Origin of the sequence: Cellulomonas persica, from assembly GCF_007989825.1 — a bacterium.
Classification (GTDB): Bacteria; Actinomycetota; Actinomycetes; order Actinomycetales; family Cellulomonadaceae; genus Cellulomonas; species Cellulomonas persica.
Window position 1 is genome coordinate 14,690 of the sequence record NZ_BJUA01000007.1, and the last position, 23,411, is coordinate 38,100.

Consider the following 23,411-nt stretch of genomic DNA (forward strand, 5'->3'; position numbering starts at 1 on the left):
CCCACCCGCGCGCGTCTGCCCGGGACGCCTGGCCCGTCAGACCTCGACGGTCGCCGGATGCCGCGCGCGGCGGACGTCGCCGCGCCGGCGCGACCGGTCGGCCCAGAGGCACGCCCCCGCCGCCGAGAGAGCCCCGACCGCGACGATCCCCAGCCCGAACCACGAGACCGACCACCGCTGCAGCACGAGCGCGGTCGAGAGGAACGCCACCAGGGCACCCACCAGCGCGTACACCGCCGCTCGACGCACCGCACGGGCCTCCGCGAGCCAGTGCTCGACGAGCATCGACAGGGCCCCGCCCACGACGAGCACCGGCACGGCGGCGAAGACCACGGCGTACGACACGACCGCGAGCCCGAACGTCCCGCTCCCTGTGCCGAGCACGACCACGGCACCGATCAGCCAGAACAGCACCAGCGCGCGCCACACGACAGCGGCGGCGCGGCGGACCTCGGCCTCGGGGGCGCTGCTCGTCATGCGGCCCATCATCCCGTCCAGTCCCCCCGCACCGGAAGCGCCCGTGCGCGCGACCCGTCCCGGCCGGCCGAGGGGATCAGAACAGGCGCGAGTCGACGTCGTCGACGCCACGCATCGCGTCGTAGTCGAGCGTGAGGCACGTGATCCCGCGGTCGGTCGCGAGCACGCGGGCCTGCGGCTTGATCTCCTGGGCGGCGAACACCCCGCGCACGGGCGTCAGGAGCGGGTCGCGGTTGAGCAGCTCGAGGTAGCGCGTGAGCTGCTCGACACCGTCGATGTCGCCGCGGCGCTTGATCTCGACCGCGACGGCGCCACCCGTCGGGTCCTTGGCCAGGATGTCGACCGGCCCGATCGCGGTGGGGTACTCCCGCCGCACGAGCACGTGGCCGTCGCCGAGCAGCCCGATCTGAGCGGCGAGGAGCTCCTGCAGGTGCGCCTCGACGCCGTCCTTGATGAGGCCCGGGTCCACGCCGAGGTCGTGCGCGCTGTCGTGCAGGACCTCGTACAGGTCGATCTCGAGCCGGTCGTCGGACTTCTGGTGCTGCACGGTCCAGACCTGCGTCACCCCGGCCGCGCGGGACTCGTCGTCCGGCTCGGTGACCGCGAGCGAGCACGGCGGGCTCATCCAGTTGAGCGGCTTGTACGAACCGCCGTCGGAGTGCAGCAGGACGCTCCCGTCGGCCTTCACGACGAGCAGGCGCGTCGCGCGCGGGAGATGCGCCGACAGGCGCCCGGTGTAGCGGGCGGCGCAGGACGCGACGACGAGACGCACGCGTGGACCCTCCGGGAGGTCGACTCAGGGACTGCGGTCAGATGACCGAGCCGACGCGCGCCGGCGTCGCCTCGATCCACGAGGTGAGGCCCGCGTAGGCCTCGGGGGACAGCATCAGCTCGAACTCCACGGGACGGCCGTTCGACCGCGCCTGGCAGCGCACGACCAGCTGCCCCGAGGCGTCGGGCGCCTCGGCTGCCCGCCGCTCGACGACCGCGAGGGACTGCCGCTCCCACCGCCGCGCAGGCCGCGGCGCGAGCGACGCCGAACGCCACCAGTACAACGACGCGGCGCCGTACTGCGCGACGCCACCGGGCCAGCGCGTCCCGCTGCGCAGACGGCAGCGGAACGAGCCGACTCGCCGGTCGAGCGTGTGCCGACGGGACAGCCACAGCCCCCCGCAGCCGAGCACGAGCACGACGACCGTCAGAACCGCGACGACGATCCCCCCGGGCACGTGACCTGGCGCCTCAGTGGTCGGACGTCGTCGGGTCGCTCAGCGCGTCGACGACGACCGTGACCGTGTCGGAGTCCACCGACAGGAAGCCTCCGTCGACGTGCCACGCCAGCTGCTCGCCCTCGGCCGTCTGCACCCGCAGCTCACCCTCGCGCAGCACCGACAGGATCGGCGTGTGCCCGGCGAGGATGCCGATCTGACCGTCGGCCGCGGGGGCAGAGACCTGGCGGGCCTTGCCCGACCAGACCTTGCCCACCGCGTCGACCAGGTCGACCTCGAGAGAGGAAGCCATCAGACGCCGTACTCCTTCTGGATGCGGGCCCAGTTCTTCTCGAGGTCCTCGAGGCCACCGATGTTGAAGAACGCCTGCTCGGCGATGTGGTCGAACTCGCCCGCGGCGATCTTCTTGAACGCCTCGACCGTCTCGGCCACCGGCACCGTCGAGCCGACGACGCCCGTGAACTTCTCGGCCATGTAGGTGTTCTGCGACAGGAACTGCTGGATGCGACGAGCCCGCGCGACGACGGTCTTGTCCTCCTCCGACAGCTCGTCGACACCGAGGATCGCGATGATGTCCTGGAGCTCCTTGTTGCGCTGCAGGATCGACTTCACCTGCGTCGCCACGTCGTAGTGCTCCTGGCCGACGTACCGCGGGTCGAGGATGCGGCTCGTCGAGGCGAGCGGGTCCACGGCGGGGTACAGACCGCGCGAGGCGATCTCACGGCTGAGCTCGGTCGTCGCGTCGAGGTGCGCGAACGTCGTCGCCGGGGCCGGGTCCGTGTAGTCGTCGGCGGGCACGTAGATGGCCTGCAGCGACGTGATGGAGTGACCGCGCGTCGAGGTGATGCGCTCCTGCAGGAGGCCCATCTCGTCGGCCAGGTTCGGCTGGTAGCCGACGGCGGACGGCATACGGCCGAGCAGCGTCGAGACCTCGGAGCCGGCCTGCGTGAAGCGGAAGATGTTGTCGATGAAGAGCAGCACGTCCTGGTTCTGCACGTCGCGGAAGTACTCCGCCATCGTCAGCGCCGAGAGGGCGACACGCAGACGCGTGCCCGGCGGCTCGTCCATCTGGCCGAAGACGAGGGCCGTCTTGTCGAAGACGCCCGCCTCCTCCATCTCGACGATGAGGTCGTTGCCCTCACGGGTGCGCTCGCCGACACCGGCGAACACCGACACACCACCGTGGTCCTGCGCGACGCGCTGGATCATCTCCTGGATGAGGACGGTCTTGCCGACACCGGCACCGCCGAACAGGCCGATCTTCCCGCCCTGGACGTACGGGGTGAGCAGGTCGATGACCTTGATGCCGGTCTCGAACATCTGCGTCTTCGACTCGAGCTGGTCGAAGGCCGGGGGCTTGCGGTGGATGGGCCAGCGCTCGGTGACCTCGAACGTCTCGCCCTCGGCCAGGTTCAGCACGTCACCCGTGACGTTGAAGACCTTGCCCTTGGTGACGTCGCCGACGGGCACCGAGATCGGGGCACCGGTGTCGGTCACCTGGGCGCCGCGGACGAGGCCGTCCGTCGGCTTGAGCGCGATGGCGCGCACGAGCGAGTCGCCGAGGTGCTGGGCGACCTCGAGCGTCATGCGCAGCGTGCCCGCGCCCTCGCCCTCACCCTGGCCCGACAGGTCGATGTCGACCGTCAGGGCGTTGTAGATCTCGGGGATCTGGTCCGCCGGGAACTCGATGTCCACGACGGGGCCGATCACGCGGGCGACGCGACCGACGCCGGGCGTGCCGGCGGCGGCGGCCGTCTCGTCGACGGTGGTGGCGGTCATGTCTGGCCTGCTTTCTCGTCCCGGGGCGAGTCGACCCCGGCGGGTCTTCGGTTGGCTGTGGTCAGGGTCAGGAGGCCGAGGCGAGCGCATCGGCGCCCGAGACGATCTCGCTGATCTCCTGAGTGATCTCGCCCTGACGGGCCTGGTTCGCCAGTCGGGTGTACGTGCGGATGAGGTCCTCGGCGTTGTCCGTGGCCGTGTGCATCGCGCGCTGGCGTGCCGCGAGCTCGGACGCCGCGGCCTGCAGGAGGCTCGCGAAGATCCGTGCCCGGAAGTACCGCGGCAGCAGCGCGTCGAGCACGGTCTCGGGGTCCGGCTCGAAGTCGTACAGCGGCAGCGGACCGCCGTCACCGGCCGGGGCGACGCCCTCGACCACCTCGAGCGGCAGCAGTCGGATCACGCGCGGGCGCTGCGTGACCATGTTGACGAACTGCGTGAACACGACGTGCACCTCGGCGACGCCGCCCTCGTCGGCCGGAGCCCGGAACCGCTCGAGGAGCGTGTCCGCGATCTCCAGCGCCGTCTCGTACTGCGGCGCGTCGGACTGACCGATCCACTGCCCGGCGAGCTCACGCTGCCGGAAGCTGAAGTACGACACGGCGCGACGGCCCGAGACGTACAGGTCGACCTCACGGCCCTCGGCCTGCAGCTTCTCGATCTGCCGCTCCGTCTCGCGCAGGACGGTCGCCGAGTAGGCGCCCGCCATGCCACGGTCGGAGGCGATGAGCAGGAGCGCCACGCGGTTCGTGTCCGTCCGCTGCGCGAGGAACGGGTGCGTCACGTCCGAGTGGGTGGCCACGGCCGAGACGGCACGCGTGATCGCTCGCGAGTACGGCGACGCCAGGGCCACCCGGTCACGTGCCCGTCCGATGCGGGAGGCAGCGATGAGCTCCTGCGCCCGGAACATCTTCTTGAGCGACTGGGTGGACTTGATGCGCTGCTTGTAGACGCGCTGCGAACCGGCCATGCTCAGGCCTTCTTCTGCCGGACGATCTGCTCCTGCTCGACCGCGAGCTCCTGCTCCTCCTCGACCGTGCCGACCAGCGGCGTGCCGTCGAACTTCAGGAAGCCGTTGCGGAACTCGGCGACCGCGTCGGCGAGGGCCTGCTCGGTCTGCGACTCGAGCTTGCCCGACGAGGCGATCGTCGAGAGCACGTCCGTGTTGCGACGCAGGTGGTCGAGCAGCTCCTCCTCGAAGCGCTTGACGTCCTCGATCGGCACATCGTCGAGGTGGCCCTTGGTACCGGCCCAGATCGAGGCGACCTGCGCCTCGACGGGGTACGGCGTGTACTGGGCCTGCTTGAGCAGCTCGGTGAGGCGTGCGCCACGGGCGAGCTGGGCACGCGACGTCGCGTCGAGGTCCGAGGCGAACATCGCGAAGGCCTCGAGCGAGCGGAACTGCGCGAGGTCCAGCTTGAGCGTGCCGGAGACCTGCTTCATCGCCTTGATCTGCGCGGCACCACCGACGCGGGACACCGAGATGCCGACGTCGACGGCGGGGCGCTGGTCCGCGTTGAACAGGTCCGACTGGAGGAAGATCTGGCCGTCGGTGATCGAGATGACGTTCGTCGGGATGTACGCCGAGACGTCGTTGGCCTTGGTCTCGATGATCGGCAGACCCGTCATCGAGCCCGCGCCGAGCTCGTCCGAGAGCTTCGCGCAACGCTCGAGCAGGCGGGAGTGCAGGTAGAAGACGTCACCGGGGTACGCCTCGCGGCCCGGCGGGCGACGCAGGAGCAGCGACACGGCACGGTAGGCCTCGGCCTGCTTCGACAGGTCGTCGAACACGATGAGGACGTGCTTGCCGTCGTACATCCAGTGCTGGCCGATGGCCGAGCCGGTGTAGGGCGCGAGGTACTTGAAGCCCGCCGGGTCGGACGCGGGCGCCGCGACGATCGTCGTGTACTCGAGCGCGCCGGCCTCCTCGAGGGCGCCGCGCACCGCGGCGATCGTCGAGCCCTTCTGGCCGACCGCGACGTAGATGCAGCGCACCTGCTTGGTCGGGTCGCCGGTCTCCCAGTTCGCCTTCTGGTTGATGATCGTGTCGATCGCGATCGCCGTCTTGCCCGTCTGGCGGTCGCCGATGATGAGCTGACGCTGGCCGCGACCGATCGGGATCATCGAGTCGATGGCCTTGATGCCGGTCTGCAGGGGCTCGTGCACCGACTTGCGGGCCATCACGCCCGGCGCCTGCAGCTCGAGCGCGCGACGCGCGCTCGTCTCGATGTCACCCAGACCGTCGATCGGCTGGCCGAGCGGGTCGACCACGCGGCCGAGGTAGCCGTCACCGACCGGCACGGACAGGACCTCGCCCGTGCGGCGGACCTCCTGGCCCTCCTCGATGCCGGAGAACTCACCCAGCACGACGACGCCGATCTCGCGGACGTCGAGGCTGAGCGCGAGGCCGAGCGTGCCGTCCTCGAACCGCAGCAGCTCGTTGGCCATCGCGCCGGGCAGGCCCTCGACCTGCGCGATGCCGTCGCCCGCGAGGGTCACGCGGCCCACTTCTTCGGCCACGGCGCCCGAGGGCTCGTAGCTCTTCACGAAGCTGTCCAGCGCGGCGCGGATCTCCTCCGGCCTGATCGTCAGCTCAGCCATTGCTCTCTCCTGTCATGGGGCCTGCGTGCGCAGGCTCCGCGTTCTGGGGTGCCGGGTCAGCCGGCGAGTCGTCGTCGGGCGTCGGCGAGCCGGGACAGCACGGTCGCGTCCACGACCTGCGCGCCGACCTGGATGCGCAGTCCGCCGAGCACGTGCGGGTCGAGGATCACGTTGAGCTGGATCTCGCGGCCGTAGGCCTCGCGCAGGATGCCGACGAGCCGATCCTTCTGCGCGGCCGTCAGGTCGGTCGCCGTCGTGACCGTCGCGACCTGCCGCTGCCTCCGCTCCGCGATGAGGTCGGCGATGTGGCCGAGCGTGGCCACGTAGCGCCGGCCCCGGGGTGCCGCCGCCGCGCGCCGCGCGACGATCGCCGTGACGTCGCTCGCGCGACCGGCCAGGATCGCGTCGACCAGGCCCGCGCGGGCGGAGCCCGGGATCGCGGGGTCGAACAGCGTGCGACGCACCTCGCGCTGACCGACGAGCGCGCGGTTCAGCCGGAACAGCTCCTCCTCGACCTGCGCGAGCGTGCCCTCGTGCTCGGAGCGCGCCAGGACGGCGCTGAAACCGAGCCGCTCGATCGCGTCGCCCAGGTCGGCGTCGGCCGACCAGCGCTGGCGCACCGCGTCCTGCACCACCGCGACGACCCGGGGGTCGGCGGCGGCGAGGAGCCGGCCGACGAGCCCGGCCTTGGCCTCCCCGTCGATCGACGGGTCGCCGAGCGTCCGGCGCAGCGAGCCCGACGAGTCGAGCGCGTCGACGAGGGCGAACAGCTGCTCGCCCAGCTCGGACGCCTGTGCCCCGGCGGCGGCGAGGACCGGCTCGAACCGCTCCTCGACCCGCGCCAGCGACGCACGAGAGGTCCCGCGCATCAGCTCCCCTTACCGCTGGTGGCGGCCGGTGCCGACGCGAGCTCGTCGAGGAAGCGGTCGACGACGCGCGAGCGCCGCACCTCGTCCTCGAGCGCCTCGCCGACGATCTTCGACGCGAGGTCGGTCGCGAGCGAGCCGACGTCGGCGCGCAGCTGGACCGCGGCCTGCTGACGCTCGGCGTCGATCTGCCGCTGAGCGGTGTCGAGGATCCGAGCCGCCTCCTCCTGCGCACGGGTGCGCTGCTCGGCGACGATCTGCGCGCCCTCGGCGCGAGCCTCCTCGCGCACCCGGGCCGCCTCGGTGCGTGCCGCGGCGAGCTCCGACTCGTACTCCTCGCGCAGCGCTGCGGCCTCGGCCTGCACCGCCTCCGCCTTGGCCAGCCCGCCCTCGATCCGCTCCGCACGGTCGTCCAGGACGGCCTGCAGACGCGGGAGCGCGAACTTGTAGAACGGGATCGCGATGATGAGGAGCACGATCGTCGACCACACCAGGTCGTAGGGCGCGGGCAGCAGCAGCCGCACGCCCTCGATCTCCTCCTCCGCGGCCGTCAGGGCAGCCGCGGTGATCGCGGCCGCGCTCACTGGAAGAGGAACCCGGTGATGAGACCGAGCAGGCCGAGGACCTCGACGAAGCCGATACCGATGAACATCGTCGTGCGGAGCTGGCCGGCGACCTCGGGCTGGCGCGCGATGCCCTCGAGGGTCTTGCCGATGAGGATGCCCAGACCGATACCCGGGCCAAGCACCGCGAGGCCGTAGCCGACCGTCGCGATGTTGCCGGAGACGGCGTCGGTGGCGGCAAGGATCATGCTGGTGTCTGCCACGGTCGTTCGTTCCTTCCGTAGGGTCCTCGGCCGGTCGGCCGAGGGCTCGTTGTACGCCGCAGGGTGGCCGCCCTGCGGTGGGGGTTCAGGTCAGTGCTCCTCGGAGATCGAGGAGGAGATGTAGACGGCGGTCAGCACGACGAAGATGTACGCCTGCAGCGCGGCGACGAACACCTCGAAGAGCGTGATCGCGATGCCGCCCAGGAGGCTCGGCACGGCGAAGGCGGTCATGCCCGACGCCTCACGGACGAAGAAGTCCGTCGCCGCGAAGCACAGGACGAGCATGAGGTGCCCGGCGACCATGTTCGCCATGAGTCGGATGGCCAGCGTCACGGGCCGGATGACGAACACCGTGAGGAACTCGACGGGCGTCAGCAGCACGTACAGGAACGGCGGGACGCCCGGGGGGAACAGGCTCGCCTTGAGGTAGCCGCCCAGCCCGTGCGCGCGGATGCCGGCGCCGAGGTACATGACGTAGACCCACAGCGCGAGCATGACCGGCAGGCCGATCAACGACGTGCCGGCGATGTTCAGGCCTGGGATGACGCCCGTGATGTTGAACGCGAGGATCGCGAAGAAGATCGTCGTCAGGAGCGCGACGTACTTGCCCGCCTTCTCCTTGCCGATGATGTCCTCGGCGACGTTCTTGCGGACGAAGTCGAGACCCATCTCGACGACGCTCTGCGCGCGGCCCGGGACGAGCTTCGCGCGGGAGGCGACGGTGCACACCAGGACGACGAGCGCCACCGCCGCGATCAGGCGGACGAGCTGGATGCGGTTGAACTCCAGCAGCGTGCCCTCGAACAGGAAGGGCGGCGGGAAGAAGTCCGCGATCGACGGCGTGTGGAAGCCGTTGCCCCCCTCGTCGGACGCGAGTGGCAGGAGGGTCGCGAGGCTGGACAGGGTGCGCTCCTGGAGGTCGTCTGCGTCGGTGCCGCGTCGTCGCGGGCACGCCGGTTGACGCTGGGCCGTCGGGTCGAACGAAGCCTAACCCATGCGCAGGGCTGCCAAGGCCTTCGTCCGGGACTGTCGTCCTACGAATCGGGGACTAGTGCGTGCTCTCCTCGCCCGCGCCCGGGAGCGGCTCCACGTACGGGATCCGGGCGCGCGTGACGGCGCGGTAGTCGAGGAACGCCGAGCCCACGACGCCGACGATCAGCACGACCGCGAGCACGCCGCGCGAGTAGAAGTCCTGGCCTCGCAGGATCGCGAGCACGACGACGACCACGGCGAGCTTCGCGAGCCACGTGCCCATGACGACGATCGCCATGGTCTGCGCGCTCGAGTGCGCCGTGCGCAGCATCGCGACGACCGTCGTCCCGGAGAACACCAGGGCGAGCCCCACGCCGATCAACGCACCCCACACGCCCTCGACGCCGGCGACGAGCCAGCCGATCCCGACGCCGAGCACGAGCAGCGCGCCGAGCAGCCACAGCGTCAGGCGCAGCGACGTCCGGAACACCTCCTCGGCGGTGGTGTCGTGCCGCGTCGCGGTCGGCTCGTCGGGCCGTCCGGAGCTGGGCCGGCCGGGGCTCGTCGGGTCGCTCATGCGGTACCAACTCCTGGGGTGCGGTGCGAACGGCCGCGCAGCGGCCCGATGGTCAGCAGGACGGCGACGACGACGGCCGCGGCGAAGATCCACAGCACGGTCGTCGTCGAGAACACGACGAGCGCGCCCACACCGTAGGCGAAGACGGCCGTCCAGACGTACATGATGGCCACCGCGCGGCGGTGGCTGTGCCCGAGCGCGAGCAGCCGGTGGTGCAGGTGCAGGCGGTCGGGGTGGAACGGGGACTTGCCCTGGATCGTGCGGCGCACGATCGCCAGGCCCATGTCGAGCAGCGGCAGCAGGAGCACCGCGATGGGCAGCAGCACGGGCAGGAACGCGGGGAAGGACTGGCGTCGCGAGATCTGCTCGGGGTCGATCTGCCCGGTCACGACGATGGCCGCGGCCGACAGCACGAACCCGAGCAGCATCGCGCCCGAGTCCCCCATGAAGATGCGTGCTGGGTACACGTTGTGCGGCAGGAACCCGATGCACGCTCCCACGAGGGCCGCCAGGACGAGCGCGGACAGGCTCGCGTAGTCGCCCGACGTCGCGCGCGTGAGCAGGTAGCAGTACAGGAAGAAGGCGCCGCCGCCGATCGCGAGCACGCCCGCAGCCAGGCCGTCGAGCCCATCGACGAAGTTCACCGCGTTCATCGCGACGACGACCGTGACGATCGTCAGGAACGTCCACATGCGCGTCGAGGAGACCGTGACCCCGCCGAGCGGGAGCTGGTAGAGCTGCACGCCCTGCCACGCGAGGAAGCCCGCGGCGAGCACCTGCCCCATGAGCTTGGTGAGCCAGTCGAGGTCCCAGATGTCGTCGGCCACGCCGAGCAGCACGACGAGGCCCGCGCCGCCGACGATCCCGACGAGCGCGCGCGGGTTGTCGTACACGCCCGCGAGGAACGGCAGCGGGCTCGCGAGCACGATCGCCACAACGATGCCCAGGAACATCGCCAGCCCGCCGAGCCGAGGCGTCGGCACCGCGTGCACGTCGCGGTCGCGCACGGCCGTGATCGCACCCCACCGCAGCGCGCACCAGCGCGCGAGCGGGGTCGTCAGGTAGGCGACCGCCGCCGCGATGATCCCGACGAGCAGGTAGACCCTCACCCGCCGGCACCGGCCCCGCGCGCGTCGTCGTCGGAGCCGCCGTGGTCGTCGGAGGCGTGCTCGGCAGCGGAGGCGTGGTCGTCAGCGGAGGCGTGGTCGTCAGCCGCGTGCCCGTCACCGGCGGCGTCGGGCAGCCGTCCGTCGGTCCCGCGCACGGGCGCGATCTCGTTGAGCGCGGCGAGCGTGATCGCCCCCTGACGCACGACCTGCAGGCGCGAGCCCGTCGCGTCGACGATCGTCGAGGCGACCTGCCCGGGCGACTCGCCCGCGTCGAGGTACACGCGCACGCGGTCGCCGAGCATGCGGTAGGCGTCGGCCGCGGTGAGTGCGGCGTCCTCACCCGTGCGGTTCGCGCTCGAGACCGCCATCGGGCCGGTGCGCTTGAGCAGCGCGCGTGCCGCCGGGTGGTCGGGCACGCGCAACGCGACGGTGCCGTGCGTCTCCCCCAGGTCCCACGCGAGCGACGGCTGCGCGCGCACGATCAGCGTCAGGCCGCCCGGCCAGAACGCCTCGGCGAGCAGGCGTGCGTGCGCGGGCACGTCGGTCGCGAGGCCGTCGAGCGTGCGGACGTCGCCGATGAGGACGGGCGGAGGCATCTGCCGGCCGCGTCCCTTGGCGTCGAGCAACGCCTGGACGGCGGGCGGCGAGAACGCGTCGGCGCCGATCCCGTAGACGGTGTCGGTCGGCAGGACGACGAGGCCGCCGTTGGCGATCACGTCGACCGCCTCGTCGAGCGCCGGGCCCCAGGTCGCCGCGTCGTGGGCGGGCAAGGTGCGCGCAGTCACGCGAAGGATCCTGCCACGTGCGGAGCGCTGCTCCGGCGAGCGACGAGCATCCGGGGTCGTCCGGTCAGGTCGGGCAGGGTCGCGATCTCGACGAACGCACCGGTCTGCGCCGCCGCGACACGCGCGTCGACGTCCTGGACCTCGGCGTGCTCCAGGACGAGCAGGCCACCCGGCGCGAGCAGCCGGGACGCGGCGGCGATCACCGCGCGCGGCACGTCCAGACCGTCGGCCCCGCCGCCGTAGAGCGCGAGGTCGGGGTCGTGGTCGCGGACCTCGGGCTCGCGCGGCACGGCGTGCGGCGGCACGTACGGCGGGTTGGAGACCAGCACGTCGACCGTCCCGACGAGGTCGGCCAGCAGGTCGGCGGCGCGCACGTCCCCCTGCTCGACGCGCAGCCGACCCGTCCCGACCGCGCCACTGTTGGCGCGCGTGAGTGCGACCGCCTCGGCCGACAGGTCCACCGCGACGACCCGCGCACCGGGGACCTCGGTGTCGACCGACAGCGCGATCGCGCCCGTGCCGCAGCACAGGTCGACGACGAGGGGGCTGCGCCCCGCGGCGACCAGGCGTGCGGCCTCGTCGATCGCGACCTGTGCAACCACCTCGGTCTCGGGGCGCGGGACGAACACGCGCGGCTCGACCCGCAGCGTCAGGTACCGGAAGGCGGTGTGGCCGACGATGTGCTGCAGCGGCTCGCGGGCGCGGCGCCGGTCGACCAGCGCCGCGAACTGCTCGACGAAGCCCTCGGGCGCCGGGTCGGGCGCGAGCGCGAGCTCGAGGCGCGGCAGGCCGAGCACGAACGCCGCGAGCGCGGTCGCGTCGACGCGCGGCGACGGCACGCCCGCCTCGTCGAGCACGCGCACGGCACCCTCGACGAGCGCACGGACCCCCGGCACGCGCGGCGTCGTGCTGGTGCCGCTGCCCGTGCCGCTGCCTGTGCCGAGGGCGGCGTCGGCCCCGCCGCTCACGCGCCCGCCTCGGCGAGCCGCGCGGCCTCGTCGGCCTCGATGGCCGAGGCGATCACCGGCCCGAGGTCACCGGCCAGCACCGCGTCCAGGTTGTAGGCCTTGTAGCCCGTGCGGTGGTCGGCGATGCGGTTCTCGGGAAAGTTGTACGTGCGGATCCGCTCCGAGCGGTCGACGGTGCGGACCTGGCTGCGCCGCGCCTCGCTCGCCGCCGCGGCGGCCTCCTCCTGGCGCGCAGCGAGCAGCCGCGCGCGCAGCACGCGCATCGCCTGCTCGCGGTTCTGGAGCTGGGACTTCTCGTTCTGCATCGACACGACGATGCCCGTGGGCAGGTGCGTGATGCGCACCGCCGAGTCCGTGGTGTTGACCGACTGCCCTCCCGGGCCCGACGAGCGGTACACGTCGATCCGCAGGTCGTTCGGGTCGATCTCGACCTCACCCTCGTCGTCCGCCTCGGGGAACACGAGCACGCCCGCGGCCGACGTGTGGATCCGCCCCGCGGACTCCGTCACGGGGACGCGCTGCACGCGGTGCACGCCGCCCTCGTACTTCAGGTGCGCCCATACGCCGTCCTCGGGCGCCACCGTGCCACGCGCCTTGACCGCGACCTGCACGTCCTTGAAGCCCCCGAGGTCCGACGGCGTCGACTCGAGCACCTGCGTCGCCCAGCCCTTGTGCTCGGCGTACCGCAGGTACATGCGCAGCAGGTCGCCCGCGAACAGCGCGGACTCCTCGCCCCCCTCGCCGGCCTTGATCTCGAGGATCACGTCGCGGGCGTCGTCGGGGTCGCGCGGGATGAGGACCTCGCGCAGGCGTGCCGCGGCCTCGTCGGCGGCGGCCTGCAGCGCGGGCAGCTCGGCGGCGAACGCCGCGTCCTCGTCCGCGAGCTCCGCGGCCGCCGCGGCGTCGTCGGACGCGGTGCGCCATGCGCGGTAGGCCTGCGCGACCCGGCCGAGCTCGGCGTACCGCCGGCCCAGCGTCCGGGCACGACCGGCGTCGGCGTGCACCGCCGGGTCGGCGAGCTGCGCCTCGATCTGTGCGTGCTCGGCGAGCAGCGCCTGTGCCGCGGCGAACTGCTCGCTCACGGGTCTCCCTCAGGTCGACGGACGTGCGTGGGGCACGCCGCGCGCACCCCGGGAACGACGCAGCGCCGGTGCCCTCGCGGACACTGCCATGGAGGGCAGTCGTCCGCGCCGGGCACCGGCGCTGCGGAGGTGCTAGTTGGCCTTCTTGCCGTAGCGCGCCTCGAAGCGGGCCACGCGGCCACCGGTGTCGAGGATCTTCTGCTTGCCCGTGTAGAACGGGTGGCACGCGCTGCAGACGTCGGCGTGGATCTTGCCGCTCGTCACGGTGCTGCGGGTGACGAAGGTGTTCCCGCACGTGCACGTCACCTCGGTGACGACGTACTCGGGGTGGATGTCAGACTTCACGAGAGCTCTCCTTGGTGGGATGTCCCCGGGTCCCGACGCGGAGCGCGCGGGTGAACCGCAGACCAGCGAACCATCATGCCAGAACCTGCGGCGCGCCCGAAATCATCCCGAGGTCGCGACGAGTGACGTCCGACTCCCCGCGCGCGAGCCCTCGTCGACCGCGGTACGGCGCCCGAGGGCTCTCTAGGATGCTCGGGTGCCGTCCCCCCAGCGTGAGCGCCTCGTCGTCGGGCTCGTCATCGACGACAACCTCGACCGTCCCGACGGCGTGCAGCAGTACGTGCTGACCCTCGGCGCCGAGCTCACGCGCCGCGGCCACGACGTGCACTACATCGCCTCGACCACCGTGCGGACGGACCTGCCGAACCTGCACGTGATCGGGCGCAACGTCGGCGTCACGTTCAACGGCAACCGGCTGAACACGCCGCTGCCCGCCTCGCGCGCACAGGTGCGCGAGCTGTTCGAGCGCGTGGACTTCGACGTGCTGCACGTGCAGATGCCGTACTCCCCCGTGCTCGCCGGCGCGCTGGTCTCGGCCGCACCCGCGCGGACCGCGGTCGTCGGGACGTTCCACATCTACCCGCACTCGTGGTGGGTGACCGCCGGGACCCGCCTCCTCGGGCTCGTCGAGCGACGACGGCTGCGCCGGTTCGCGCGCGTGTTCGCCACGTCCGAGGCCGCGGCGTCGTTCGCGGACGCGACGTTCGGCGTGCCGACGCGGGTGCTCGGCAACCCCGTGGACGTCGCGCGGTTCGCGCCCTCGACCGACGAGCCGGCGGCCGACGAGCCCGTGCGCATCGTGTTCCTCGGACGTCTCGTGCCGCGCAAGGGCCCGCGCGAGCTGCTCGCCGCCGCCGTCGCGATGACGCACGCGGGCACGCGGCACGCGTGGACGCTCACGCTCGCCGGACGCGGTCCGCTGCACGACGAGCTCGCCGCGACCGTCGAGCGCGAGGGGCTGACCAACGTCGAGCTGCCCGGGTTCGTCGCCGAGGAGGACAAGGCCGCGCTGCTCGCGTCCGCGGACGTCGTCGCGCTGCCGTCCACGGGAGGTGAGAGCTTCGGCATCTCCGTCGTCGAGGCGCTGGCCGCCGCGCGCGGCGTGGTGCTGGCGGGCGACAACCCCGGGTACCGCACGACGATGCACGGCCTCGAGCGCCAGCTCCTCGACCCCGCCGACACCGCCATGTTCTCCCAGGTGCTCGCGCGCTGGGTCGACGACCGGGAGGGCCGCGCCGAGATCGCGCAGCGCCAGCGCGTGGCAGCCGCGCGGTTCGACACGCCCGCGATCGCCGACGAGGTCGAGCGCGGCTACCGGGCCGCGCTCGACGCCCGGCCCTAGCCGACTCCGCCCCGGCACGTGCCGCACGTCGCGCCCGGAGTGCGGGGCGCGGCACCTGGCCCCAGGCTTGAGAGCATGCTGCCGCGGAACCGGAGGGCGCGATGACGACCACCGATCAGGCCACCGACCTCACCCCCGACCCGGACGCCGCCGAGCGCGAGATCCTGCTGCGGTACCTCGCCGTCGCTCGGGACTGCCTCGTCTGGAAGCTCGACGGGTTGTCCGAGCGGGACGCTCGCTGGCCCGTGACCCCGACGGGCACCAACCTGCTCGGGCTGGTCAAGCACGCGGCGGGCGTCGAGATCGGCTACTTCGGGGAGACGTTCGGGCGCGCGTGGCCCGGTCCGGACCTGGCCTGGATGCGCGACGACGCACCGGTCGACGCCGACATGTGGGCGGCCGCGCACGAGTCCGTGCCGTACCTCGTCGACCTGTACCGCTCGGTCTGGGCCTTCGCCGACGACCTGCTCACGACCGCTCCGCTGGACCTGCCCGGCCATGTCCCGTGGTGGGCGAACGGCGACGTCACGCTGCGCCAGGTCGTCGTGCACGTCACCTCCGACCTGACCCGGCACGCGGGGCACGCCGACATCGTGCGTGAGCTCCTCGACGGTGCGGTCGGGTTGCGCCCGCAGGCGCTGAACGTCCCTGAGCAGTCCGCTCAGGACTGGGCCGACTACGTGCGCGACCTGCGCACGCTCGCCGACTCGTTCGCCACGACACCGAGGAGCACGTCATGAGCTACCGGATCGGCTACTTCGTCGGCAGCCTGTCGAGCACGTCGATCAACCGCGTCCTGTCCCGCGCGCTGATCTCGCTCGCACCCCCGTCGCTCGAGTTCCACGAGATCGGCATCCGCGACCTGCCGCTCTACAGCCCCGACCACGACGAGGACTTCCCGCCCGAGGGCCGCGCCCTCAAGGCCGCGATCGAGTCCGCCGACGGCATCCTGTTCGTCACCCCCGAGTACAACCGGTCGATCCCCGGGGCGCTCAAGAACGCGATCGACTGGGGATCGCGGCCGTGGGGCACGAACTCGTTCGCCCGCAAGCCGACCGGCATCGTCGGTGCCTCGCCCAGCCCGATCGGCACGGCGGTGATGCAGTCGTCGATGCGCTCGGTGCTCAGCTTCCTCAACGCTCCGCAGCTCAACGCTCCCGAGGTCTACCTGACGTTCAAGCCCGAGCACTACGCCGAGGACGGCACGGTCACCGACGAGTCGACCGCCGAGTTCCTGCGCCACTACATGTCGGAGTACGCCGCGTTCGTCGAGCGCGTCCTGTCGGTCACGGCCCCGGGCCACATCGGCGACCGCGACTGACCGCACCCCGCCCCGAGCGGACTCAGGGCCGCACCGCTGCGGCCGAGCGCGGTAGACCCGCGCCGAGCGCCGGCCCTGGACGGCCGCGCCGGCGCCCGATCGACCGCGCTCGTGCTCGATGCGCCGCGCTCGCGTTGCACGCGGACGCGACCCGCGTGGGCTCAGGGCGCGGGGGCTGCCTTCTCGCGGGCCTGCTCGAACCAGAGCACGGTTGCCGCGCCGGCATCACCGACCCGGCGGCGGAACGCGCCGCGCGGCAGCGTGCGCGGCGCGAGGTCGACCCAGCCCTGGACGAGCATCCCCGGCAGCCCGGCCGGCGCGCGCACATGGTCGCGCCGCCCGCTCTTGTCCTGCGACGTGAACCGTGCGACGACCACCCGCCGCCGCTCGCGACGGAGCACCAGCACGGGCCTGTCCTTGGCGCCGGGGCCGTCGTCGAACGGCACCCTCGCGAACCAGATCTCCCCCGGCCGCGGCCCACCGCGCACCCGCCGTCGAATGAGCGTCCGGACGACGACCAGCAGCGTCACCACCGCGGCGGCGACGAGCGCCAGCTCCAGGTCGGTGCGCTCCCCGAGCCAGTCGAGCGGCGTCGCGAGCCACTCCTGCGCGGACGCCAGCACCCGCTCGACGAGTCGGTCGTCGGGCACGTCCACTGCGGCGGGCACTCCAGGCACCCCTCAGCATCGACCACCGCCCACCCACCCTTGAGCCCGACCCACCGAGCGGCAGGTCCGCTTCGAGCGCGGCAGATCCGCGCCGAGCGCGCCTCCCCGGCGACCGCGCTCGCACCCGATCCCCCGCGCTCGCGCTCGATCTCCGGCGCTCGCGCTCGGCCTCGCGCGCGCGGACGCGCATCGGGGGGCCAGTCGCGAGCGCGGTAGATCCGCACCGAGCGCGGCTCCCCACCGACCGCGCTCGCACCCGATCTACCGCGCCCGCGCTCGATCTACCGCGGTCGCGCTCGGTCTACCGCGCTCGCGCTCGATCCTTGGCGCTCATGCCCGATCGTCCGCACTCGCGCCGGGCCCCCGCGGTCGCGCCTGAACTGGCGGGTCGCGCACGGTCCGGCGCGCGCGGGGCGGGGCCGGAGGCGCGCGCGGGGCAGGTCACGTGGCGGTCGCGAGCGCGGTAGATCCGCACCGAGCGCGGCTCCCCGCCGACCGCGCTCGCGATCGATCTACCGCGCTCGCGATCGATCTGCCGCGGTCGCGGTCGATCTGCCGCGGTCGCGCTCGATCGGCCGTGCTCGACTCGCCCCGGTCGCGCCCGGACTGGCGCGGGTGTGGGTGGGTCGGCGGGGGTGCGGGGTGGCGGGTGGGAGCGGTGGGGTGGGGTGCGGGGACGACGAAGGCCGCGCTCGGGGACGGGCGCGGCCTTCGTCGTCGGTGGGAGGTCAGACCGTGCGGCCCGCGTTCTCCTCGCCCCAGCTGCCGGGGGTGGTCTTCTGGACCTGGAGGAGGAACTCGACGTTCGACTTGGTCTCCTTGATCTTGCCCGTGAGGAGCTCGATCGCCTGCTGCTGGTCGAGCGCTCCGAGCACGCGACGCAGCTTGTAGACGATCTGCAGCTCGTCACGCGACATGAGGAGCTCCTCGCGACGCGTGCCCGAGGCGTTGACGTCGACGGCAGGGAAGATCCGCTTGTCCGCGAGCGAGCGGGACAGGCGCAGCTCCATGTTCCCGGTGCCCTTGAACTCCTCGAAGATGACCTCGTCCATCTTGGAGCCGGTCTCGACGAGCGCGGAGCCGAGGATCGTGAGCGAGCCGCCGTTCTCGATGTTGCGCGCAGCACCGAAGAACTTCTTCGGCGGGTAGAGCGCCGAGGCGTCGACACCACCGGACAGGATGCGGCCCGACGCGGGCGCGGCCAGGTTGTAGGCGCGCGACAGACGCGTGATCGAGTCGAGCAGCACGACGACGTCCTGGCCGAGCTCGACGAGACGCTTGGCCCGCTCGATCGCCAGCTCGGCGACGAGCGTGTGGTCCGAGGCGGGGCGGTCGAAGGTCGAGGCGATGACCTCGCCCTTGACCGTCCGCTCCATGTCCGTGACCTCCTCGGGGCGCTCGTCGACGAGCACGACCATGAGGTGGACCTCGGGGTTGTTCGCGGTGATCGCGTTCGCGATCTGCTGCATGATGATCGTCTTGCCCGCCTTGGGGGGCGCGACGATGAGGCCGCGCTGGCCCTTGCCGATGGGCGCGACGATGTCGATCACGCGCGGCGTCAGACGGCCCGGGTCGGGCGTCTCGAGCCGCAGCCGCTCCTGCGGGTACAGGGGCGTGAGCTTGCTGAACTCGGGACGCTCGCGCGCCTCCTCGGGGCTCAGCCCGTTGACCGTGTCGAGCCGCACGAGCGCGTTGAACTTGTTCGGACGGGTGCCCTGGGACGCCTGCTCGCCCTCGCGGGGCTGACGCACCGCGCCGGTGATCGCGTCACCGCGACGCAGACCGGCCTTCTTGACCTGGCCGAGCGAGACGTACACGTCGTTCGGGCCGGGCAGGTAGCCCGTCGTCCGCACGAACGCGTAGCTCTCGAGGATGTCCAGGATGCCCGCGACGGGCAGCAGCACGTCGTCGTCAGCGAGCTCGATCTCGTCGAGCCCGGCGAGGTCCGGCTGACCGCCGCGTCCGCCGGAACGGCCGCGCTTGCGGTCACGGTCGCGGTACCGGTCACGCGACCGGCGGCGGCGGCCGCCGCGCTCCTCGTCGTCGTCCGGACGAGCCCCCTGGCCACCGGCAGCGGCAGCCTCGGCGGGCGCGGCGTTCTGCTGGCCCGCCTGACGCTGCTGGTTGCGCTGGCCGCCCTGGCCCTGCTGGCGCTCGCCCTCGACGCGCTCGTCGGGCGAACCCTGACCGCGACCCGAACGACGCGAGCGGCGCTCGCCCTGCTCGACCTCGACGACGGCCTCGGCCGCGCGCTGCGCGCGGTCGTCGCTGCGGTTGCGCTCAGGGGCCTCCGCGGACGCGACCTTCGCGTCCAGAGCGGCCTCGAGCCCGGCGAGCGCGTCCGTGGCCGGACCCTGCTCGCGGCGCGCCCCGCGCGACCGCTGCGGGCGGCGCTCGGCGGTCGGCTCGCCGACCGGCAGCTCGAGGGTCGGCACGACGACGGGCGCGGCCTGCTCGGCGACGGGCTCCTTGACGGGAGCGACGGCCTGGTCGCGGCGCGCGTCGAGGGCACGGGAGCGGGAGGCACCGCGCGCGGCGTTGATCGCCTCGACCAGGTCGCCCTTGCGCATCTTCGACGTGCCCTTGACGCCCAGCCCGGAGGCCATCGCCTGGAGCTCGGGCAGCCGCAGGGTGGCGATCGACGCGCCGCTCTGGTTGGTGTCTGTCACGAAGGACCCTTCCCCCTCGTCGGAGGTCTCGCCCGGTTCTCGGGCGACGACCGGCGTCTCGCCGTCGGATGCGGTTCACCCACCGGCGAGGCGATGCTGGAAGCCCCACGCGCGGCTCACGACCGTGTCGGCGACGCGTTCAGGCTGGATCGTTCCCGGATGGTCGACTCGCCTGGGGCACGGCCACCCGAGGTGTCTGGGAGCGGCGCGCGACCCGGAGGATGTGGTCCGGGGAACGCGTCGATGCTACCACTGTCGGCCTTCTCGACTGCCCGGATGACGCCTGCGCACCGGCGTCACCCGATCGGGTGCTCACCCACGACGAGCTGCGCTCCCGACGGGTCGACCGCGAGCGGTCGGATCACCCAGCCACCCAGCACACCGCCGAACGCGGCGGCGATCGCCGCGTCCGCGTCGGTGCCCTGCGCGGCGCCGGCCGCGCCGGGTCCACCCGGCGCAGCGAACGCCGACGGGACGCCGTCGAGCCGTCGCGCGAGCGCCAGGACGGTCGGCCCGGCACCCGAGACGACCGCGGCGACGCCCGTGGCGCGCAGCGCGTCGACGAGCGCGAGCGAGTCGGGCATGACGCTGCGCCGGTACTCCTGGTGCAGCTTGTCGACGGTCGCGTCGAGCAGCAGGTCGGGCCGACGACCGAGCGCCTGGACCAGGAGCGCCGAGCGTCCGGCCTGGAACGCGGCGTCGGCGTGCGGGACGTGCTCGGGCAGCACGCCACGCGCGGCCTTCGTCGACAGGTGCGTCGGCGGGATCATGACGACCGGGGCGATCTCGGGGTGCACCTCGACCTGCGTCGCACCGACGCCGCCGGTGGCGTTGGTCCATGCGACCGTCGCGCCGCCCAGGATCGCCGGCGCGGCGTTGTCCGGGTGCCCCTCCATCTGGGTCGCGAGCGCGAGCACGGTCGCGTCGTCGAGCGCCTCGGGCTCGGAGATGAGTCCGCGCGCAGCGATGATGCCCGCGACGACGGCCGCGGCCGACGACCCGAGCCCACGCCCGTGCGGGATCGCGTTGCGGCAGGTCAGCGCCAGTCCGGCTTGCGGCGCACCGACGTGGTCGAGCGCCACGCGGATCGCGCGCACGACGAGGTGACGCTCGTCGTCCGGCACCGAGCCGGCACCCTCGCCCTCGACGACGACCTCCACGCCCGACGACGCGACGGCGCGCACCTCGAGCTCGTCGTGCAGGGCCAGGGCGACGCCCATCGCGTCGTAGCCCGGCCCGAGGTTCGCCGAGGTCGCGGGGACCCGCACCCGGACACGGTCGGCCCGCAGTCGCACGGTCGTCGCCTCAGCCCAGGCCGAGCGCGTCCGCGATGGACACGACGTCCGCGGGCACGCGCACCGGGGTGACCTCTCCGCCGTCGGCGCGCCGCAGCGCCCACTGCGGGTCCTTGAGGCCGTGGCCCGTGACGGTGATCGTGATGCGTGCACCGGCCGGCACGCGCCCCTCGTCGGACAGGCGGAGCAGACCCGCGACACCGGCGGCCGACGCGGGCTCGACGAACACGCCGACCTCCGCGGACAGGATGCGGTGCGCGCGCAGGATCTGGTCGTCGGTCACCGACTCGATGAGGCCGCCCGAGACGTCACGCGCCTCCTCGGCCTGCTTCCAGGACGCGGGGTTGCCGATGCGGATCGCAGTCGCGATGGTCTCCGGCTCGGTCACCGGGTGACCCAGGACGATCGGGGCGGCGCCCGCGGCCTGGAACCCCCACATGACCGGCGTGTGCGTCGCGACCGCGCCGTGCGCCGCACCGTCGTCGAGGCCCGCGTACTCGCGGAAGCCCTTCCAGTACGCGGTGATGTTCCCCGCGTTGCCGACCGGCAGGACGTGGATGTCCGGGGCGTCGCCGAGCGCGTCGACGATCTCGAACGACGCGGTCTTCTGCCCCTGGATGCGGTCGGGGTTGACCGAGTTCACGAGCTCGACCGGGTAGGCCTCGGCGAGCTTGCGGGCCGCGATCAGGCAGTCGTCGAAGTTGCCGTCGACCTGCAGCAGCGTCGCGCCGTGCGCGATCGCCTGGCTGAGCTTGCCCATCGCGATCTTGCCGTCCGGCACGAGCACCGCACAGACCATGCCCGCACGCGTCGCGTACGCCGCCGCGGACGCCGACGTGTTGCCCGTCGACGCGCACACCACGGCCTTCGCGCCGCGGGCCGCCGCCGCCGAGATCGCCGTCGTCATGCCGCGGTCCTTGAACGAGCCCGTCGGGTTCATGCCCTCGAACTTCACGTGCACGTCCGCACCCGTGCGCTCGCTCAGCGCGGGCGCCGCGATCAGGGGCGTGCCGCCCTCGAACAGCGTGACCGGGTGGGTGGTGAGGTGCTCGGGCAGGCGGTCGGCGTACTCGGCGATGACGCCGCGCCACTGGTGGGCCATCAGGCTCCTTCGACTCGCAGGACGGACACGACGTCACGCACGACGTCGAGGTCGGTGAGCGCGGCCACCGTGGCCGCGAGCGCGCGCTCGGGCGCGGCGTGGGTGGTCAGCAGCAGGCGTGCGACGTCCGTTGGGTCGCGGCGGTCCGCGTCGGCGCTGTGTCCGTCGGCGCTGTGTCCGTCGGCGCTGTGACCGTCGGCGCTCTGGCGGACGGCCTCGATCGACACGTCGTGCTCCGCGAGCGCGGCCGCGACCTGCGCGAGCACGCCCGGGCGGTCGTCGACGTCGAGACGGACCTGGAAGCGCGTGCGCGCGGCGTCCGCCGGCAGCACGGGCAGCGCCGCGTACGACGACTCGACCGGACCGCGTCCCCCGAGCACGCGGTGCCGCGCGACGGACACGAGGTCGCCCAGGATCGCCGACGCCGTGGGCGCTCCACCGGCGCCGCGCCCGTAGAACATGAGCTCGCCCGCGGCCTCGGCCTCGACGAACACCGCGTTGAACGCGCCGCGCACGCCCGCGAGCGGGTGCGCGTCCGGCACGAGCGCCGGGTGGACGCGCACCTGGATGCCCGCGACGCCGTCGGACGTGTTGCGCTCGGCGATCGCGAGCAGCTTGATCGTGTGCCCCGTGCGCTGCGCCCACTGGACGTCCGCGGCGGTGACCGCGCTGATGCCCTCGCGCGCGACGTCGTCGATCGAGACGCGCGTGTGGAACGCGAGCGACGCGAGGATCGCGGCCTTGGCCGCCGCGTCATAGCCCTCGACGTCCGCCGTCGGGTCCGCCTCGGCGTAGCCGAGCGCCTGCGCCTCCTTGACGGCCTGCTCGAGCTCGAGACCCTCGGTCGCCATGCGGTCGAGGACGTAGTTCGTCGTCCCGTTGACGATGCCGAGGACGCGCTGCACCTGGTCGCCCGCGAGCGACTCCCGCACCGGGCGCACGATCGGGATCGCTCCCGCGACGGCGGCCTCGAAGTACAGGTCGACGCCCGCGGTGTCCGCGGCCTTGTAGAGCGTGGGGCCGTCCTGCGCGAGCAGCGCCTTGTTGGCGGTGACGACGCTCGCGCCGCCCTCGATCGCCCGCAGGATCAGCGTGCGCGCGGGCTCGATGCCGCCCATGACCTCGACGACGACGTCCGCGCCGTCGACGAGCGCCTCCGCGTCGTCGGTCAGCAGGTCCGCGAGCGGCGTCCCGGTGATCCCCTCACGGGGGGCGGTCGCGTTGCGGACCGCGATCCCGACGAGCTCGAGCGACGTGCCGACGCGCGACGCGAGCTCGTCGGCGTGCTCCAGCAGCCGTCGGGCGACCTGCGTGCCGACGACCCCGCAGCCGAGCAGGGCGACCTTCAAGGGGGCAGGCACACGACCTCCGGGTGCTCTCGTCGGGACTGCGCCAAGGATA

At 72.9% G+C, this 23,411-nt stretch carries 25 protein-coding genes; 3 read left to right on the plus strand and 22 right to left on the minus strand.

What is annotated here, in order from left to right; translation table 11 throughout:
* Positions 1 to 36: 36 nt before the first annotated feature.
* From CPE01_RS08195 to rpmE, 17 genes are all read right to left on the minus strand, one after another.
* Positions 37 to 477, minus strand: coding sequence for a hypothetical protein (locus tag CPE01_RS08195; RefSeq protein WP_146806169.1), 441 nt, complete (start codon positions 475 to 477; stop codon positions 37 to 39).
* 76 nt (positions 478 to 553) lie between these two features.
* Positions 554 to 1,249, minus strand: coding sequence for an endonuclease NucS (gene nucS, locus CPE01_RS08200; RefSeq protein ID WP_146806170.1), 696 nt, complete (start codon positions 1,247 to 1,249; stop codon positions 554 to 556).
* 37 nt (positions 1,250 to 1,286) lie between these two features.
* Positions 1,287 to 1,706: a DUF2550 domain-containing protein gene (locus CPE01_RS08205; RefSeq protein WP_146806171.1), complete on the minus strand. Its 420-nt coding sequence runs from the start codon at positions 1,704 to 1,706 to the stop codon at positions 1,287 to 1,289.
* Positions 1,707 to 1,719: 13 nt separating this feature from the next.
* Positions 1,720 to 1,998: a F0F1 ATP synthase subunit epsilon gene (locus CPE01_RS08210; RefSeq protein ID WP_146806172.1), complete on the minus strand. Its 279-nt coding sequence runs from the start codon at positions 1,996 to 1,998 to the stop codon at positions 1,720 to 1,722.
* On the minus strand, positions 1,998 to 3,485 hold the full coding sequence (gene atpD, locus CPE01_RS08215) for a F0F1 ATP synthase subunit beta (RefSeq protein WP_146806173.1): 1,488 nt from the start codon (positions 3,483 to 3,485) through the stop codon (positions 1,998 to 2,000). Before atpD ends, CPE01_RS08210 begins: the two co-directional genes overlap by 1 nt.
* A 67-nt stretch (positions 3,486 to 3,552) precedes the next feature.
* Positions 3,553 to 4,452: a F0F1 ATP synthase subunit gamma gene (locus CPE01_RS08220; protein WP_146806174.1), complete on the minus strand. Its 900-nt coding sequence runs from the start codon at positions 4,450 to 4,452 to the stop codon at positions 3,553 to 3,555.
* Between the two features lie 2 nt (positions 4,453 to 4,454).
* Positions 4,455 to 6,083 carry a F0F1 ATP synthase subunit alpha gene (gene atpA, locus CPE01_RS08225; RefSeq protein ID WP_146806175.1) on the minus strand — a complete coding sequence of 543 codons (1,629 nt, stop codon included), beginning with the start codon at positions 6,081 to 6,083 and terminating at the stop codon, positions 4,455 to 4,457.
* 56 nt (positions 6,084 to 6,139) lie between these two features.
* Positions 6,140 to 6,952 (minus strand): F0F1 ATP synthase subunit delta, encoded by an 813-nt coding sequence (locus CPE01_RS08230; RefSeq protein WP_146806176.1) that lies wholly within the window; start codon positions 6,950 to 6,952, stop codon positions 6,140 to 6,142.
* On the minus strand, positions 6,952 to 7,533 hold the full coding sequence (locus CPE01_RS08235; protein ID WP_146806177.1) for a F0F1 ATP synthase subunit B: 582 nt from the start codon (positions 7,531 to 7,533) through the stop codon (positions 6,952 to 6,954). The genes CPE01_RS08230 and CPE01_RS08235 overlap by 1 nt, the downstream gene beginning before the upstream one ends.
* Positions 7,530 to 7,760, minus strand: coding sequence for an ATP synthase F0 subunit C (gene atpE, locus CPE01_RS08240; protein ID WP_146806340.1), 231 nt, complete (start codon positions 7,758 to 7,760; stop codon positions 7,530 to 7,532). Before atpE ends, CPE01_RS08235 begins: the two co-directional genes overlap by 4 nt.
* 105 nt (positions 7,761 to 7,865) lie before the next feature.
* Complete coding sequence (gene atpB, locus CPE01_RS08245; RefSeq protein WP_307723688.1) at positions 7,866 to 8,522, minus strand: F0F1 ATP synthase subunit A; 657 nt, start codon at positions 8,520 to 8,522, stop codon at positions 7,866 to 7,868.
* Positions 8,523 to 8,823: 301 nt separating this feature from the next.
* Positions 8,824 to 9,324, minus strand: coding sequence for a Cg1360 family ATP-synthase-associated protein (locus CPE01_RS08250; RefSeq protein ID WP_146806179.1), 501 nt, complete (start codon positions 9,322 to 9,324; stop codon positions 8,824 to 8,826).
* The gene (locus CPE01_RS08255) at positions 9,321 to 10,433 is read right to left on the minus strand and encodes an MraY family glycosyltransferase (protein WP_146806180.1); all 1,113 of its coding nucleotides are present in this window, start codon (positions 10,431 to 10,433) and stop codon (positions 9,321 to 9,323) included. Before CPE01_RS08255 ends, CPE01_RS08250 begins: the two co-directional genes overlap by 4 nt.
* On the minus strand, positions 10,430 to 11,218 hold the full coding sequence (locus CPE01_RS08260; RefSeq protein WP_146806181.1) for an L-threonylcarbamoyladenylate synthase: 789 nt from the start codon (positions 11,216 to 11,218) through the stop codon (positions 10,430 to 10,432). Before CPE01_RS08260 ends, CPE01_RS08255 begins: the two co-directional genes overlap by 4 nt.
* Positions 11,215 to 12,114, minus strand: coding sequence for a peptide chain release factor N(5)-glutamine methyltransferase (gene prmC / locus CPE01_RS08265; RefSeq protein WP_146806341.1), 900 nt, complete (start codon positions 12,112 to 12,114; stop codon positions 11,215 to 11,217). Before prmC ends, CPE01_RS08260 begins: the two co-directional genes overlap by 4 nt.
* A 68-nt stretch (positions 12,115 to 12,182) precedes the next feature.
* Complete coding sequence (gene prfA / locus CPE01_RS08270) at positions 12,183 to 13,268, minus strand: peptide chain release factor 1 (protein WP_146806182.1); 1,086 nt, start codon at positions 13,266 to 13,268, stop codon at positions 12,183 to 12,185.
* 132 nt (positions 13,269 to 13,400) lie between these two features.
* The gene (gene rpmE / locus CPE01_RS08275) at positions 13,401 to 13,613 is read right to left on the minus strand and encodes a 50S ribosomal protein L31 (protein ID WP_019134883.1); all 213 of its coding nucleotides are present in this window, start codon (positions 13,611 to 13,613) and stop codon (positions 13,401 to 13,403) included.
* A gap of 196 nt (positions 13,614 to 13,809) precedes the next feature.
* Between rpmE and CPE01_RS08280 the strand changes: the two genes are divergently transcribed.
* The 3 genes from CPE01_RS08280 (at position 13,810) to CPE01_RS08290 (ending at position 16,276) form a co-directional block, all read left to right on the plus strand.
* Entirely contained in the window at positions 13,810 to 14,955 is a 1,146-nt protein-coding gene (locus tag CPE01_RS08280; protein ID WP_146806183.1) for a glycosyltransferase family 4 protein, read from the plus strand.
* A gap of 101 nt (positions 14,956 to 15,056) precedes the next feature.
* The gene (locus tag CPE01_RS08285) at positions 15,057 to 15,695 is read left to right on the plus strand and encodes a DinB family protein (protein ID WP_146806184.1); all 639 of its coding nucleotides are present in this window, start codon (positions 15,057 to 15,059) and stop codon (positions 15,693 to 15,695) included.
* A complete protein-coding gene (locus CPE01_RS08290) occupies positions 15,692 to 16,276 on the plus strand; it encodes an NADPH-dependent FMN reductase (RefSeq protein ID WP_146806185.1) in 585 nt (194 codons plus the stop codon). Before CPE01_RS08285 ends, CPE01_RS08290 begins: the two co-directional genes overlap by 4 nt.
* Positions 16,277 to 16,437: 161 nt before the next feature.
* Here the strand turns inward: CPE01_RS08290 and CPE01_RS08295 are convergent, their stop codons facing one another.
* From CPE01_RS08295 to CPE01_RS08315, 5 genes are all read right to left on the minus strand, one after another.
* Positions 16,438 to 16,944, minus strand: coding sequence for a type II toxin-antitoxin system PemK/MazF family toxin (locus CPE01_RS08295; RefSeq protein ID WP_246783814.1), 507 nt, complete (start codon positions 16,942 to 16,944; stop codon positions 16,438 to 16,440).
* 728 nt (positions 16,945 to 17,672) lie between these two features.
* Positions 17,673 to 19,613: a transcription termination factor Rho gene (rho, locus tag CPE01_RS08300; protein ID WP_146806186.1), complete on the minus strand. Its 1,941-nt coding sequence runs from the start codon at positions 19,611 to 19,613 to the stop codon at positions 17,673 to 17,675.
* A gap of 296 nt (positions 19,614 to 19,909) precedes the next feature.
* Positions 19,910 to 20,908 carry a homoserine kinase gene (gene thrB, locus CPE01_RS08305; RefSeq protein ID WP_146806187.1) on the minus strand — a complete coding sequence of 333 codons (999 nt, stop codon included), beginning with the start codon at positions 20,906 to 20,908 and terminating at the stop codon, positions 19,910 to 19,912.
* A 10-nt stretch (positions 20,909 to 20,918) separates the two neighbouring features.
* Positions 20,919 to 22,010, minus strand: coding sequence for a threonine synthase (thrC, locus tag CPE01_RS08310; protein WP_146806188.1), 1,092 nt, complete (start codon positions 22,008 to 22,010; stop codon positions 20,919 to 20,921).
* Positions 22,010 to 23,371, minus strand: a complete 1,362-nt coding sequence (locus CPE01_RS08315) for a homoserine dehydrogenase (RefSeq protein ID WP_146806189.1) — start codon at positions 23,369 to 23,371, stop codon at positions 22,010 to 22,012. The genes thrC and CPE01_RS08315 overlap by 1 nt, the downstream gene beginning before the upstream one ends.
* Between the last annotated feature and the right edge of the window lie 40 nt (positions 23,372 to 23,411).